Raw genomic sequence first — 15,146 nt, 5'->3', positions numbered from 1 at the left:
CTGCCCGACTACATGGTCCCCTCCGCCGTCGTCCTCCTCGACGCCCTGCCACTCACCGCCAACGGCAAGGTCGACCGCACCGCACTGCCCGCCCCCGACGCGAGCCGGCCCGGCTCCGGGCGGGCGCCCGCGACGCCCGGCGAGGAACTGCTCCGCGGCCTGTTCGCCGACGTGCTCGGGCTGGAGGAGGTCGGCGTGGACGACAACTTCTTCGAGCTGGGCGGGCACTCGCTGCTGGCCGGCCGGCTGGTCGCGGGCCTGCGCGAACTGGTCGGCGAGGACGAGCGGATCGGTGTCCGCGCGGTGTTCGAGGCGCCGACCGTCGCCCGGCTCGCCGAACGGCTGGCCCAGGGCCCGGACGCCGAGAGCTTCCCCGTGCTGCTGCCGATCCGCACCCGCGGCTCGCGCCCGCCGCTGTTCTGTGTCCACCCCGCCGCGGGCATCAGCTGGGTCTACACCGGGCTGCTGCGCCACCTCGACTCCGAGCAGCCGATCTACGGCCTCCAGGCCCCCGGCCTGGCCGACCCGGACGCGCGCCCGGCCTCGGTCGAGGAGCTGGCCCGGACCTACCTCGCGCGCATCCGCGCCGTCCGCCCCGAGGGTCCGTACGCCCTGCTCGGCTGGTCCTTCGGCGGCGCCGTCGCCCACGCGATCGCCGCACTGCTGCGCCGACAGGGCGAGGAGGTACGGCTGTTGGCGCTGCTGGACGCCTACCCGGGCACCGGCGAGCCGGCGCCCGAGCGGGGCCGGGACGACCCGGCGCGGCTCGCGGAGATCCTCGACTCGCTCGGCCACCCGGCCGCGGAGGCCACCGCCTGGCCCACCGACGAGGACGGCTACGCCGCGCTCGTCCGGGGCGGCGAGGGCCCGCTCGCCGGCCTCAGCGGCGCCGGGGTGGCCCGGGTGGTCTCGGTCTTCCGCGCCAACACCGAGCTGTCCCACGCGCTTCCGCTGCCCGGCTACGACGGCGACGCGGTGTTCTTCACCGCCGCCGAGGACCGGCCGGCCGACGCCCCCGACCCGGAGAGCTGGCGCCCGCACCTGGGCGGCCGGCTCGACGTCCACGAGGTACCGAGCACCCACGGGGCGATGACGGGTCCCGAGGCGCTGGCCGCCATCGGTCCGGTCCTCGCCGCCCGTCTGACGTCCTGACCCGCCCGCCCCACCGACCCACCACCCCGACCGACCGCAGGTGACCGGCCTGCGCACCCATCGCGGACCGCACCCGGTCCGCCCACGGAGAAACGGACACCACCATGACCACCGCGTCCATCCCCGAGTCCTGGCACGGCATCACCCCGTCGCCGATCACCTCGGCCGACGCCTACAACGGCTTCATCGCCGCGAACGTGATCTTCGCGCTGGACCGGATCGGCCTGCTGGAGGCGATCGGGCGCGGCGAGCCGCTGTCGGCCGCCGGGGCCACCGCCCGGTCCGGCGACACCGCCCGCACCGGGGCCGTGCTGCGCGCCGCCGCCGACTACGGCTACCTCAAGGCCGACGGCGACGCCTACCTGCCCACCGCGGCGGGCGTGGAGATCGCCGCCGCGCGCGGCTACTTCACCTGGGCCGTCGGCGGCTACCACGACGTGTTCGGCCGCGCCGGCCAGCTGAGCGCCGGCACCCGCCGCTACGGCGAGGACGTCTTCCGCGACGAGGCGATGGTCGCCCTCGGCTCCGCCCAGTGCGACCAGTCGCTGTTCGCCGCGCAGCTCACCGACGTGCTCTCCGGCATCGACTTCCGCACCATCGCCGACCTCGGCTCCGGCACCTCCGCCCGGGTGCGCCGGGTGGTCTCCCAGCGCGAGGGCAGCCGGGGCCTGGGCATCGACATCAGCCGTCCGGCCACCGACATCGCCCGCCGCGAGATCGCCGGGGCCGGGATGGAGGAGCGGGTCACCGCCGTCCGCGCGGACGTACTGGGCCTGCTCGGCACCCAGGTCGACAACGACGCCGAGGCCGCCGAGGTGGCCGAGGTCGACACCGTGATGAGCTTCTTCCTGCTGCACGACCTGCTGGCCGACCCGGACACCCGCTCCTCGATCTTCACCCGGATGCGGGAGGCCTTCCCCAAGGCCCGCACCTTCGTCCTCGGCGACACCATGCTGCGTGACCCGGGCACCTCCGACGGCGCCCAGCCGGTCTTCTCGGTCGGCTTCGAACTGGCGCACGCGATGATGGGCGTGCCGCTGCACACCAAGGCCACCTACGAGGAGCTGTTCACCGCCGCCGGCCTGCGGATCGACCGCGTCGAGGCGCTGGCCACCCCGCACTCCTGGCTCTACGTCCTCCAGGCCGACTGATGGCCGCGGCACCCGTCGGACACCGGCCGGCGCGGAACGCGCACCCGTACCCGCCACCGCCGTCCGTGCCCGCCGCGCCGCGGACCGGTCACGCGCCGGCGGTGCGGCCGGCGGCCCGGCGGGTGCGGGACCACCGGGTGCCGTACGCGGTGGACCGGCTCCGGGAGACGGGCCCGGTCGCCGCCGTCACCGCCATCACCGCCGGCGTGGGGGGACATCGGCCCAGCGGTGGTCGAGGGCTCCACCGCCGTCGCGCCGCCCGCCCCTCGAAACCCCCCGTCCTCCTCATGAGAGAGCTCCACCGATGACCGACCGTTCCTCTCCTCTCCCCGCCCCGGTCCCCGTCGGACTCGACCACGTCGAGTTCCACGTCGCCGACCTGGGCACCGAAATCACCCGGCTGACCACCGAGTACGGCTTCGAGCTGCTCGTCCCGCCGACCGAGCGCGGCGCCGCCGCCGAGCGCTGCCTGTCCGCACTGGTCGGCCAGGCCTCGATCCGGCTGCTGCTCACCCAGCCGCTGGCCGCCGGCCACCCGGCCACCGGCTACCTGGCGCGGCACGGCGACGGCGTGGCCGCGCTCGGCCTGCGGGTGCCGGACGCCGCCGAGGCGTTCCGCGTCCTGACCGACCGCGGCGCCACCGCGCTGCGCCCGCCGCTGGCCGAGGACGGCTGCGTCACCGCGGTGGTCGACGCCTTCGGCGACGTGGTGCACACCCTGGTCGAGCGCGCCCCCGGCGTCCCGGCCGGCCGCATCCCCGGCCTGCCGGACCCGGCCCCGCTGACCGGCGCGGGCGCCGTCGGTCTGAGCTCCGTCGACCACTTCGCCGTCCTGGTCCCGTTCGGCGAGCTGCGCTCCACCGAACGCCGCTACCACGAGGTCCTCGGCTTCCGGACGATCTTCGAGGAGCGGGTCGAGGTCGGCGCGCTCGGCATGGACTCGGCGGTCGTGCAGAGCGCCGACCACAGCGTCACGCTCACCCTGATCGAGCCGCTCGGCGCGGACGCGGGCGGCCAGATCGCCTCCTTCCTGGCCGGCCACGAAGGCGCCGGGGTGCAGCACGTCGCCTTCGCCGCCGAGGACGCCGTGCACGCCGTCTCCGCCATGGCCGGGCGCGGCGTGCCGTTCCTGCGCGCCCCGGCGGCCTACTACGACGCGCTGCCCGGCCGCCTGACGCCGCTGAGGCACTCCACCGACCGGCTGCGCGAGCTGAACCTGCTCGTCGACCAGGACCACGACGGCCAGCTGTTCCAGGTCTTCACCCGCTCCCGGCACCCGCGGCACACCTTCTTCTTCGAGGTGATCGAGCGCGTCCGGGCCCGCAACTTCGGCAGCAACAACATCCGCGCGCTCTACGAGGCCGTGGAACTCCAGCGCGACGCCAGCGGGGTGGCCGGATGAGCGCGCCCCTCCGCGGTGGGCCGCCGGCCCCCGGGCGCCCGGCGCTGTGCGTCGCCGAGTACGCCGAGCGGGCCCGGGCCGTGCTCACGCCCGAGGTGTGGGAGTGGCTGGAGGGCGGCGCGGAGCGCGAGCTGACCCTCGCCGCCAACCGGGCCGCCTTCGACCGGGTGGGCCTGGTGCCCCGGGTGCTGGCCGACGTCAGCACCCGGGACACCGCCGCCACCCTGGTGCGCAGCCGGTCGGCCCTGCCGGTCGCGGTGGCGCCGGTCGCCTACCACCGGCTGTTCCACCCCGAGGGCGAGCTGGCCTCGGCCCGCGCCGCCGCGGCGGCGGGCGTGCCGTTCACCGTCGGCACGCTCAGCAGCGTCGGCTTCGAGGAACTGGCGGACACCGGGGCCACCCTCTGGTTCCAGCTGTACTGGCTGCGCGACCGCGGCCGGCTGCTGGACCTGGTGAAGGCGGCCGAGGCGGCGGGCAGCGAGGCGCTGGTCGTCACCGCCGACGTCCCGTACATGGGCCGCCGGCTGCGCGACGCCCGCAACGCCTTCGCGCTGCCCGGACACGTGCGCGCCGCGCTGCTGGAGGACGGCGCCGCCGGGCGGGCGCACGAGTCCACCGCCGCCGTCTCCGCGGTGGCCGCGCACACCGCCGAACTGCTCTCCCCCGGCGTCACCTGGGCCGACCTCGACTGGCTGCGCGGGCGGACCGCGCTGCCGCTGGTGGTCAAGGGCGTGCTCGACCCGGCGGACGCGCGGCGGGCCGCCGGCCTCGGCGCCGCGGCCGTGGTGGTCTCCAACCACGGCGGCCGCCAACTCGACCGCGCGGTGCCCGCGTTGACCGCCCTGCCCGCCGTCGCCGAGGCGCTGGCCGGCCGGGACTGCCAGGTGCTGATGGACAGCGGGGTGCGCGGCGGCTCGGACGTGCTCACCGCGCTGGCCCTCGGCGCGTCCGGGGTGCTGCTCGGGCGTCCGCTGATCTGGGGCCTGGCGGCCGGCGGCCGGGCCGGCTGCGCCGAGGTCCTCGACCTGCTCGCCGCCGAGCTGCGGCACGCCCTCGGCCTGGCCGGCTGCGCCGACCTGCGGGCCGCCGCCGAGTTGCGCACCACCCCTCTGCCCGGCCCGACCCGGGACACCCCGTGACCGCCCCCGCCACCCCGGCCGACCCGCCGCCGGCCCGCACACCGGCCCGCACGCATCCCTCGCCGACCCGGCGACGACCTCGATGAACTGCTCGCCGAGGCCTCCCTCCGCCACCCGGAGGCGGTCTCCCGCGCGGTCCTGACCGGCCGTCGGGGGGCGTCCCCGTTCGGGGCGCCCCCCGATGGTGACGGTGCGCATCACTCCCGCCACGCTGGGCAGCATCCGGGTGCACGTACCGGACCCCATCGAGGAGGACGCATGCCGCACGACGAGAGCCGGCCCGCCGCCGACCGCTCCGGGGCGGGCGCCGAGGAGGGCCTGCGCCGTTCGGCCGCCTTCCTGGTCGACGAGGCGCTCGGCTTCGCCTTCCCCGCCGCCCTGCGCGCCGCCGCCGACACCGGGGTGGCCGACGCCCTCGCCGCCGGCCCCGCCACCCCCGACGAACTCGCCGCCGCCACCGGCACCGACGCCCGGAACCTGTACCGGGTGCTGCGCCTGCTCGCCACCCGTGCCGTGGTCGCCGAGGACGAGCGGGGCCGATTCACCCTGACCGAGGCCGGGCAGGCGCTGCGCGCCGATGTCCCGTACTCCGTCCGCGACGCCGTCCGGATGCTCACCGACCGCGCCTTCTGGCTGCCGGCCGGGCGGATGACGGACTGCCTCACCGAGGGCGGCACCGCCTTCGACGCCGTCTTCGGCATGCCGTTCTTCGACCACTTCGCCCAGGACGAGCGGACCGCCGCCGTCTTCCACGTCGGCATGGCGGCGATGTCCGAAGCGGAGAACGCTGCCGTCGCGGCCGCCTACGCGTTCCCGGACACCGGCACGGTGGTGGACGTCGGCGGCGGCCACGGCGGCCTGCTGCGGGAGGTGCTGCGCCGCAACCCCGGACTGCGCGGCGTGCTCCACGACCGGGCCCACGTACTGGCCGGCCACCGGCTGGACGACGAGAAGGAGATCGCCGGCCGCTGGAGCACCGCCGAGGGCGACTTCTTCACCGCCGTACCGGCCGGGGACGTCCTCCTGCTGAAGCGGATCACCCACGACTGGGACGACGACGAGTGCGTCACCCTGCTCGGCCACTGCCGCCGCGCCCTGCGCCCCGGCGGCCGGGTGCTGGTGCTGGACGCCGTCGTCCCCCGGGACAACGCGCCCCACCAGGCCAAGGCCATGGACCTGCTGATGATGGTCTCGCTCACCGGCCGCGAGCGCACCGAGGCGGACTTCGCGGAGCTGCTCGGGCGGGCCGGCCTGCGGCTGTCCCGGGTGCTGCCGACGCCCACCGTCCTGTCCGTGGTCGAAGCGGTCGTGCAGAATTGACCTTCAGTCACTCCATCACCGATCGGGGACACACATGACCGAGCGCTTCGCCGTCCTGGACGAGTTGGCCGCCAAGTGGGGCCTGGGCGAGCTCGAACTCGTCGGCAAGGGGCTGGAGTTCAGCGTGTTCCGGGCCGTGGGGCGGGACGGCGGGCCGGTGGCCGTCCGGATCGCGCACCGGCGCTTCGACTCCAACGCCAACGACCCGTACGTGGACACCCGTGACCTGCTGGTCCAGGAGTACACCGTCGCCCGGCACCTGGCCGCCCACGGGCTGCCGGTCGCCCGGCCCCGGGAGCTGGTCCTCGGGGACGACCCCGGCTGCCCCGACGTGCTGCTCTCCGACTACGTCGAGGACGACGGCTCGCCGCTCGACTCCCACGCCCTGGGGCGGCTCCTGGCCCGGCTGCACGCCGTGCCGCCGCCGCGGCTGCGGCCGGTCGCGGCGGAGGGCGGCGGCACGGCGGAGGCGGTCGCCGCCCGGACGGCCCGCCGCTGGGCCGAGGTGGGCCGCCGGGTCGCCGACTGGCCCGAGCCGCCGGCCGCCGGCCCGCTGGCGGGGCGGCTGGCCGGCCTCACCGAGCGCAGCCTGCTCCACCTGGACGTCCGCAGCTCCAACATCCGCCGCGCGCGGGGGAACGCCACCGCCCTGCTGGACTGGTCGAACGCCCTGCTGGGCAGCCCCGCCCTGGAGTTCGGCCGGCTGGCCGAGTACGCCCGCTACCCGGAGAACGACCTCGACCCGGCGGCGCTGCGGGACGGCTACGCGAGCCTCGCCGACGTCCCGGCCGACGACGACCCGTGCCTGCTCGCCGGCCGGCTGGACGCCGCCCTGATGCTCGCCAACGTGTTCCTCTCGGAGGCCGCCGACCCCACCCGCGGCCCGGAGGCCGCCGCCCACGCCCGGGAGCTCGCCGAGCGCCTGATCCCGTAGCGGGGGCCGCCCCTCACCCGCCGCGGGCCCCGTGAGGCCCGCGGCGTCGCGGCGTCGCGGCGCGCAATCAGCCACTCCGGGCGGCGGACGGCGGCGTTCCGGTCGATCGTCCGGCCCGGGGTTGACGCCCAAATTGGTCTATGCCACTTTCTGATCGCACGGCCCCGCCACCTCCTCCCCCACCGCCGGACCGCGGGTGGGACCGGGCTCCCCTCCGCCGGTGCCGCGCACCGTCCCCCACATCAGGAGAGGAACCCCCATGAGCACCCGAACCAGCCGTCGACGCCCCCGCGTCCGCGCGGCGCTCGCCGCCCTCGTCGCCACCGGGCTCGGCGCCGGCCTGCTGGGCGCGGCCGTGCCCGCGGCGGCGGCCGGCGAGTCGCTCGCCGTGCAGTACCGCAACGGCGGCAGCGGCGGCGCCGAGGCCGCACCGTGGCTGAAGGTCGTCAACACCGGCTCCGCGCCGGTCGCCCTGAAGCAGGTCAAGCTGCGCTACTACTTCAAGGCCGCCGCCCCCTCGGCCGCCTACCGCTTCGCCTGCGACTGGGCCGCCCGGGGCTGCGCCAACGTCACCGGCACCTTCGGCACCATCGACGAGCCGGGCTCGGCCGCCGACCGCTACCTGGAGATCGGCTTCACCGCGGGCGCCGGCACCCTGGCCCCCGGGGCCGGCAGCGGTGACCTGCAACTGCGCTTCCACCGCGCGGACTGGCAGTCCGTGAACCAGGACGACGACTACTCCTACGGCGCCTCCCAGAGCGGGTACGCGGACTGGGCGAAGGTCACCGCCGTCGTCGGCGGCGTCCAGGTCTGGGGCACCGCGCCGACCGCGCCGACCGTTCCGGGCGGCGCGGTGCTCTTCGACGACTTCGACTACACCGGCCACGACGACCCGGCGCTCGCCGCCCACGGCTGGAGCGTCCGCTCCGGCGGCGGCGGGCCGGGCGTGTGGGGGGCGAGCTGGGCGCCCGAGAACGTCACCTTCGCCAAGGAGGCCGGGAACGGGGTGATGACCCTGCGGACCTCGACCGCGGGGACGGCCGAGTCCACCCGGCAGAGCGAGTTCCACAGCGACGCCATGAAGTTCCGCTACGGCACGTACGCCGCCCGGGTCCGCTTCTCCGACGCCCCGGTGACCGGGCCCGACGGCGACCACGTCGTGCAGAGCTTCTTCGCGATCAACGACCTGACGGCCCCGATGGCCAAGGACTACTCCGAGTACGACTTCGAGTACCTGCCGAACGGCGGCTGGGGCGAGGCCTCGAACATCTTCTTCGCCACCTCGTGGGACACCTACGGCCCCGAGGGATCGGTCAACCAGTACACCACGTCGCGCAGTTCGTTCGCCGGCTGGCACGACCTCGTGCTGACCATCGACGACACCGGCATCGTCTACTACGTCGACGGGGCCGAGTTCGCCCGCCACGACACCCGCTACCTGCCCGAGCGGCCGATGCTGATCGCCTTCAACCAGTGGCTCACCGACCTCACCGGCCGCACCGGCACCGAGGCGCGCGCCTACGAGGAGCAGGTGGACTACGTCCTGCACGTCAAGGACCGGGTGCTGACGCCCGCCCAGGCCGGCGCCGCCGTGGCCGGCTACCGGGCCGCCGGGGTGTCCTTCACCGACTCCGTCCCCGCGCGCTGAGCCCCGCGCGCTGAACCCCGCGCCGGAATGCCCGACCACCCACCGCCGCACGGCCCTTGTCCGGGCGCCGCGGCGGTGGGCGGTCGGGCCCGGCGGTCAGTCCCGGCCCTCGACCAGGACGGCGGGCTCCAGCGGCGAGGCGATCTCCTGCGGCTTGCTGCGGGAGGCCCAGTCGCGGATGCCCATCAGCACCATCACGAAGAAGACGCCGTAGACGATGCCGGAGAAGTACAGCTCGGAGTGGACGGCGAGCGGCACGCCCACCAGGTCGACGGCCAGCCAGACGAACCAGAACTCCACGTAGCGGCGGGCCTGGCTGTACATGGCGAGGATCGAGCCGACGAAGATCCAGGCGTCCGCGAGGACCATCCACAGCGGCGCGCCGGGGTAGAACGAGGCGTCCGTCCACTTCAGCACCGCGCCGAACGCGGCCGTCCCCAGCGCCATCGCGGCGATCAGCAGGACGCGCTCCCGGCCCGACGCCCAGCGGACGTTGATCGCGCCCTCCTGCTCGCGGCTGCGCTTCCAGGTCGCCCAGCCCCAGGAGGCCGAGACGATGATGACGATCTGCCGGGCGGCGTTGCCCCCGAGGTGCACGTTCAGGCTGGCGATCAGCAGCAGCACCGAACCGAGGATCTGCACCGGCCAGGCCACCAGCGAGCGCCGCAGCGCCAGCCAGACGGTGGCGAGCGCCAGGATGTTGCCCAGGAAGTCGGACCAGTAGACGGGGAGGCCGAAGAAGTCGAACTGCTCGTTCAGCCAGTGGAACGCGCTCATGACTCACACCTTTGTTCGTGCGGAGCGAGGTGGGGGAAGCCGGTCGGCCCCACCGGAGGTGGGGGAAGCGGGGCCGACCGGGCACGGGGGCGCGGGGCGCGGGAGGGGATGCGCACCGCGCAGGTGAAGGAGGGTGAAGCGTCCGGCTCGTGACGGTGCGTCAGGAACGGGCGGCGGCGAGGACGAGCCGCCCGTGCGCGGAGTCCAGCAGGACCTCCGAGCGGCGGACGTCCTCCCGGGCCGCGAGCAGCAGCTCGTCGACGGAGGCGAAGCGCTCGGTGTCCCGGATGCGGGCGACGAGCCAGAGGTCGACGCGCTCGCCGTACAGGTCGTCCGAAGTGTCGTGGCAGTACACCTCGGTGTGGATCTCGGGGGTGTCGCAGAAGGTCGGGTTGGTGCCGACGCTGACGGTGGCGCGGTGCACCGTTCCGGTCGCCCGGCGGGCCAGCCAGCCGCTGTAGATCGCGGGTGGCGGGACGGCCGCGCCCGGGTCGGGGGCGATGTTGGCGGTGGGGAAGCCCAGGCCCCGCCCCCGGCCGGCACCACGCACCACGGTGCCGGCCAGGGGGCCGACGGCACCGGCCAGGGGGTTCGCGGCACCGGCCGGGGGGTTCGGCGGAGCGTCAGGCATGGGGGCTGAGCTCGCGGAACTGGCTGGTGTGGAAGACCAGCGGTTCCACCCCGGGGAACAGCTCGGAGGTGAGCAGCTCCATCAGGACGATCTCGTGGTCGCCGCCGTCGTACACCGCGTTCACCCGGGCGGTCAGCCACAGGGCCGCCCCGTGGATCAGCACCGCGCCGTCCGCCGTCGCCTGCCGGCCGGTGCCCTCGAAGCGGTCGCCCGCGCGGGAGGCCAGCCGTCGGCAGAGCGCGCCCTGGCCGTGGCTGAGCACGCTCAGCCCCAGCACCGGGGCCTCCAGCAGCCTCGGCCAGGTGGTCGAGGTGCGGGCCACGCTGATCGCGACCATCGGCGGCTCCAGCGAGATGGACACGAAGGAGCTCACCGCGAGCCCGACCGGTTCGCCGTCGCGCAGCGCGCCGAGCGCGACCACCCCGGTGGGGTAGGCGCCGAACGCCTGGCGCAGCACCGCGGCGTTCAGCTCCGTCGGGCTCGGCTCCGTCGGGCCGGGCTCCGCCGGGGCGGGGCGGGCCGGGGCGGTGTCGTGAGTGGGGGTGACCATGGTCGTCGCCGTCCTCTCGTCGCGGGTCGGTGGGTCAGTGGCGGTACTGCGCGGCCGGGTGGCTGGCCGGCAGGTCCCGGCCGGGGCCGCCGGTCAGCCGCTCGCGCAGCGACTCGCCGGCCGCGTACTCGCCGCGGAAGAGGCCGCGGGAGCGCAGGATCGGCAGCACCGACTCGACGAACTCCACGGTGGAGGCGGGCTGCACGGTCGGCGAGAGCAGGAAGCCGTCCAGGTCGGCGCCCTCCGCCAGGGCGCAGATCTCGTCGGCGATCTCCTCGGCGGTGCCGACCACCGGGCGGGCGCCGACGCCGTGGGTGTGCCAGTCGGCGAGCACGTCGCCGACGGTCTTGCCGGCGAACCGGGCGACCTGGGTCTGCGACATCTCGGTGGACAGCTCCGACATGGGGGTGTCCGGCGCGTAGGAGGACAGGTCGAGGCCGGTGAACATGGCGTAGCTGGCGACGGTGACCTCGGGGCGCTGGGCGTCCAGGACGCGCTGCCAGCGGCGCTCGGCGTCCGAGGTGGTGGCGCCGACGACACAGGAGAACGCGGACATCACCTTGACCTCGTCGGCCCGGCGGCCGGCCTTCACGGCCTCCTCGCGGATCGCCGCGGCGTGCCCGGCGAGCTGCCGGACCGAGCCGCTGCCGACGAACATGCACTCGCCGTGCCGCCCGCCGACCCGCCGGCCGGCCGGGGAGGCGCCGGCCTGGAACAGCACCGGGGTGCCCTGCGGGGAGCGGGCGGTGTTGCCGTAGCCGTGCGAGCGGAAGTACGGGCCCTCGTGCTCGACCGGGTGGACCTTCGCCGGGTCGGCGAACCGGCCGTCCTTGTCCTTCTCCAGGGCGTCGGCCTCCCAGGCGCCCTCCCAGTACTTGTAGACCAGGTCGAGGAAGTCCTCGGCCATCTTGTACCGGTCGTCGTGCGCCACCATGTCCATGCCGAAGGCCTTGACCGCGGTGTCGGCGGTGCCGGTGGTCACGATGTTCCAGCCGAGGCGGCCGCCGGACAGCTGGTCCAGGGTGGCCAGCCGGCGGGCGAACGCGTACGGCGGCTCCACCAGCACCGAGCCGGTCACCACCAGGCCCAGGTCGGTGGTGCTCGCCAGCAGCGCCGAGGCGATCACGAACGGGTCCAGGCGCGGCAGGTCCAGGGTCTCCTCGGTGGCGATCGGCGGGCGCGCGCCGTCGATCTCCGACCAGCCCCAGGCGTCGGCCAGGAAGAGGAAGTCCAGCTTGGCGTCCTCGCAGACCTTCGCGATCTCGCGCCAGTAGCCGAGGGTGTCGAACAGGTGCCGGCGGCTGTCGGGGTGGCGCCAGGTGGCGGTGCCGCTCGCGTTGGTCTGGGCGTTCTCGAACAGGCCGATCTTGAGGTTCCGCATGGGGTGTTCTCCGTTGAACTGGTGGTGCGGGGGTGTGGGGGGAGCCGGGGGCGCCGTCGGGGAACGGCGGGGAACGGCGGGGGCTTCAGGAGGCGGTGGGGGCCTCAGGAGGCGGTGGGGGCCTCGGGGCCGGTGGCGGCGTCGAGCTGCGCCGCGGTCGGCATGGAGGACTGGGCGCCGAGGCCGGTGACGGCCAACGAGGCCGCGCGGACGGCCCGTTCGGCGGCGGCGAGCAGGTCGGCGCCCCGGGCGAGGGAGTCGGCGAGGGCGCCGCAGAAGGTGTCGCCGGCACCGACGGTGTCGACGGCGTCCACGACGGGGGCCGGCACGCGCACGGCCGGACGGTCCGGCCGCTTGATCAGCGCCCCGTCCGCGCCGAGCGTCACCACGACGGCCCGGCAGGGCAGCGCGGCCCGTTCCAGCAGGTCCCGCGCCGCGTCCGGCCCGACGGGCGGCCGGGCGCCGAGCAGGGTGGCGAGTTCGCCGAGGTTGGGCACCAGCACGTCGACGGCGGCGAGCACCTCCGGGTCGAGCGCCCTGGCCGGGGCCGGGTTGAGGACGACCGTGCCGCCCTGCTCCCGGGCCCGCAGCACCGCCGCGGCGACCACGTCGGCGGGGATCTCGTGCTGCACCAGGACCACCTCGCCCGCCGACCGGACCAGGTGATCCGGCAGGTCGGCGACCGACAGCTCGGCGTTCGCGCCCGGGTTGACCACGATGGTGTTCTCCCCGGCCCGGTCGACCACCACGGAGGCGATCCCGGTGGCGGCCTCCGGCGCCGGGTGGACCGCCTCGACGTCCACCCCTTCGGCGGCGAGTGCCCGCAGGATGGCCTCGGCGTCCGCGCCGACCCGGGCGACCAGCCGCACCCGGGAGCCGAGCCGGGCCGCCGCGACGGCCTGGTTCGCGCCCTTGCCGCCGACGCCCTCGACGAAGCCCCGCGCGAGCACGGTCTCGCCGGGCCGCGGCAGGTCCTCGACGGTCAGGACGAGGTCGCGGTTGACCGAACCGACGACGGTGATGGCTGGCATCAGCACTGGCATCCGCACTCCCTGGGAGATCGATCTCCCACACTGTGGACCAGGCCCCGGGAACCGTCAAGTACCCTTCGTGCTGCGCATTCCGCCGACCCGGACCCGCCGAGCCCGCCCCGGACCCGACGATCCCGGCCGGAACCGCCGCCCCCGCCCCCGACCGCGAAGGACCCGCCCACGTGACAGCGCCCCGACTCCTCGACGTGGCCGCGGCCGCCGGCGTCTCCCGCGCGACCGCCTCACGCGTCCTGGCGGGAACCCCGCGCAACGTCGACCCCGAGCTCGCCCGCCGGGTCGAGGAGGCCGCCCGGCGCCTGGGCTACCGGATCAACCACTCCGCCCGGGCGCTGCGCACCGGATCCACCGGCACCATCGGCGTGGTCGTCCCCTCGCTCGCCAACCCGTACTTCGTCCAGCTCGCCGACGCGATAGCCCAGCAGGTCCGCGCCGCCGGCGGGCAGCTGGTGGTCTCCGACGCCGCCAACGACACGGCCATCGAGGCCGAGCAGATCGAGACCCTGCTCGGCGGCCGGGTCGACGGCCTGCTCGTCGTCCCGGTCTCGGCCGGCGCGTCCGGCCCCGCCGTCCGGGCCGCCGCCAAGCGCGCGCCCGTCGTCCTCTTCGACCGCTGGGCCACCGGCTCCGGGACGGTCGCCGTCACCCTCGACAACGCCGCCGCGATGCGCCTGCTGCTCGACCACCTCGACGGCCTGGGCCGGCACCGGATCGCCCTGGTCGCCGCCGACCAGGCCTCCTCCTCGGGCGCGGAGCGCCTCGCCGCCTTCACCGAGGCCCGCGGCACCGACGCCACCACCGTCCTGCTGCCGAGCTTCACCACCGACGCCGGGCGCACCGCGGGCCGGCGCATCGCGGAACGGCACGACCGGATCGACGCCGTGGTCTGCGGCGCGGACGTCCTCGCCGTCGGGCTGGTCAGCACCCTGCAGCGCTCGGCGGTCTCCGTCCCCGGGCAGATCGCCGTCACGGGCTTCGACGACACCGAGATCCTCGAACTCCTCGACCCGCCGATCACCTCCATCCGCCACCCGCTCACCGCGATGGCCGAGCGCGCCCTGGCGCTCCTTCAGTCGCCGTCGCGGGAACGGGCGGAGGGCGTCGAGCGGTTCGCCCCGAAGCTGGTGGTGCGCGCTTCCACGGACGCGACCGCCTGACGCCCCCCGTGCCGACGGCGCGTCAGGACGGCTCAGCCGCGGTGCCGGGCCCCCGGCCGGCGGCGCGTGCGCACCAGGAACCAGCGGCCGACGGCCAGCAGCCCCAGCGCCACCGCGCCCTTCGACACCCAGCCGCCGTACTCCTCCACCAGCTGCCAGTTGTCGCCCAGCCAGTAGCCCAGCAGCACGAACGCGGTGTTCCACACCAGGCTGCCGAGCAGGGTCATGGCGGTGAAGGACGCCAGTGGCATCCGCTGGATGCCGGCCGGCACCGAGATGAGGCTGCGCACCACCGGCACCATCCGGGCGATCAGCACCGCCTTGCGTCCGTGCCGCTCGAACCAGGCCTCGGCCCGGTCGATCTCGTGGGCGCTGACCATCGGGACGCGGGCGGCGAGCGCGCGGGTCCGCTCCGGGCCGAGCAGGGCGCCCGCCGCGTAGACGATCCAGGAGCCGGCCACCGAGCCGACGGTGGTCCAGACGATGACGGCCGGAAGGCTCAACGTGCCCTGCCCGGCGGCGAATCCGGCGACCGGGAGGATGACCTCGCTGGGGATGAAGGGCAGCACGGTGTCGACCAGGTTGGTCAGGCCGGCGCCCGCGGCACCGAGGGTGGTCATCACGTCGACGGCCCAGCCGGCGACACCCCCGGCGGGCTCGGCGGAGGCGGAGGCGGTGACGGTGGAGAGCGAAGCGGTGGCCAAGGTTGCGATCATGCCCTCGACGCTAGAAGCCGGGCCGGACCGCCACCATGCGGTCAACCGCCCGGCCACCCTGCGGTTCTCCGCACCCCCGGCCACAACGGCCCCGCCCGGAGCGGCGGGCGGCGGACCGGGCCCGCGCACGCCCGAGGCC

General features: G+C 75.6%; 14 protein-coding genes. 8 read left to right on the top strand and 6 right to left on the bottom strand.

Translation table 11 applies throughout. The annotated features are described in order from the left end of the window. The 7 genes from ACFRMQ_RS25145 to ACFRMQ_RS25115 form a co-directional block, all read left to right on the top strand. The coding region (locus ACFRMQ_RS25145; RefSeq protein ID WP_380732869.1) for a thioesterase domain-containing protein at window positions 1-1,152 on the top strand (1,152 nt) is incomplete at its 5' end. Window positions 1,153-1,256: 104 nt separating this feature from the next. Further along, window positions 1,257-2,303 (top strand): SAM-dependent methyltransferase, encoded by a 1,047-nt coding sequence (locus ACFRMQ_RS25140; RefSeq protein WP_380732868.1) that lies wholly within the window; start codon window positions 1,257-1,259, stop codon window positions 2,301-2,303. 304 nt (window positions 2,304-2,607) lie between these two features. After that, window positions 2,608-3,705 carry a 4-hydroxyphenylpyruvate dioxygenase gene (gene hppD / locus ACFRMQ_RS25135; RefSeq protein ID WP_380732867.1) on the top strand — a complete coding sequence of 366 codons (1,098 nt, stop codon included), beginning with the start codon at window positions 2,608-2,610 and terminating at the stop codon, window positions 3,703-3,705. Next, entirely contained in the window at window positions 3,702-4,844 is a 1,143-nt protein-coding gene (locus ACFRMQ_RS25130; protein WP_380732865.1) for an alpha-hydroxy acid oxidase, read from the top strand. The genes hppD and ACFRMQ_RS25130 overlap by 4 nt, the downstream gene beginning before the upstream one ends. A 258-nt stretch (window positions 4,845-5,102) precedes the next feature. Then, a complete protein-coding gene (locus tag ACFRMQ_RS25125) occupies window positions 5,103-6,164 on the top strand; it encodes a methyltransferase (protein ID WP_380732864.1) in 1,062 nt (353 codons plus the stop codon). A 34-nt stretch (window positions 6,165-6,198) separates the two neighbouring features. Then, window positions 6,199-7,098, top strand: a complete 900-nt coding sequence (locus ACFRMQ_RS25120) for a phosphotransferase family protein (RefSeq protein WP_380732863.1) — start codon at window positions 6,199-6,201, stop codon at window positions 7,096-7,098. Window positions 7,099-7,357: 259 nt separating this feature from the next. Then, on the top strand, window positions 7,358-8,746 hold the full coding sequence (locus tag ACFRMQ_RS25115) for a cellulose binding domain-containing protein (protein WP_380732862.1): 1,389 nt from the start codon (window positions 7,358-7,360) through the stop codon (window positions 8,744-8,746). Window positions 8,747-8,842: 96 nt separating this feature from the next. Here the strand turns inward: ACFRMQ_RS25115 and ACFRMQ_RS25110 are convergent, their stop codons facing one another. The 5 genes from ACFRMQ_RS25110 to ACFRMQ_RS25090 form a co-directional block, all read right to left on the bottom strand. After that, a complete protein-coding gene (locus ACFRMQ_RS25110) occupies window positions 8,843-9,523 on the bottom strand; it encodes a nicotinamide riboside transporter PnuC (protein WP_380699557.1) in 681 nt (226 codons plus the stop codon). A gap of 160 nt (window positions 9,524-9,683) precedes the next feature. Then, window positions 9,684-10,154, bottom strand: a complete 471-nt coding sequence (locus ACFRMQ_RS25105; RefSeq protein WP_380732861.1) for a riboflavin kinase — start codon at window positions 10,152-10,154, stop codon at window positions 9,684-9,686. Next, window positions 10,147-10,704: a flavin reductase family protein gene (locus tag ACFRMQ_RS25100; RefSeq protein ID WP_380732860.1), complete on the bottom strand. Its 558-nt coding sequence runs from the start codon at window positions 10,702-10,704 to the stop codon at window positions 10,147-10,149. The genes ACFRMQ_RS25105 and ACFRMQ_RS25100 overlap by 8 nt, the downstream gene beginning before the upstream one ends. Before the next feature lie 34 nt (window positions 10,705-10,738). Continuing rightward, on the bottom strand, window positions 10,739-12,085 hold the full coding sequence (locus tag ACFRMQ_RS25095; protein ID WP_380732859.1) for an NtaA/DmoA family FMN-dependent monooxygenase: 1,347 nt from the start codon (window positions 12,083-12,085) through the stop codon (window positions 10,739-10,741). A 104-nt stretch (window positions 12,086-12,189) separates the two neighbouring features. Then, window positions 12,190-13,128 (bottom strand): ribokinase, encoded by a 939-nt coding sequence (locus ACFRMQ_RS25090; RefSeq protein ID WP_380732857.1) that lies wholly within the window; start codon window positions 13,126-13,128, stop codon window positions 12,190-12,192. A gap of 170 nt (window positions 13,129-13,298) precedes the next feature. On the opposite strand from ACFRMQ_RS25090, the gene ACFRMQ_RS25085 reads away from it, so the two are divergent. After that, the gene (locus tag ACFRMQ_RS25085) at window positions 13,299-14,291 is read left to right on the top strand and encodes a LacI family DNA-binding transcriptional regulator (RefSeq protein WP_380732856.1); all 993 of its coding nucleotides are present in this window, start codon (window positions 13,299-13,301) and stop codon (window positions 14,289-14,291) included. 32 nt (window positions 14,292-14,323) lie between these two features. Here the strand turns inward: ACFRMQ_RS25085 and ACFRMQ_RS25080 are convergent, their stop codons facing one another. Then, window positions 14,324-15,007 carry a DedA family protein gene (locus ACFRMQ_RS25080; protein WP_380732855.1) on the bottom strand — a complete coding sequence of 228 codons (684 nt, stop codon included), beginning with the start codon at window positions 15,005-15,007 and terminating at the stop codon, window positions 14,324-14,326. Window positions 15,008-15,146: the final 139 nt, after the last annotated feature.

This window comes from Kitasatospora sp. NPDC056783 (assembly GCF_042789895.1).
GTDB lineage: Bacteria > Actinomycetota > Actinomycetes > Streptomycetales > Streptomycetaceae > Kitasatospora.
Note: the sequence above shows the minus strand (reverse complement) of the source record. Positions and strands in the feature narration are given on the sequence as shown.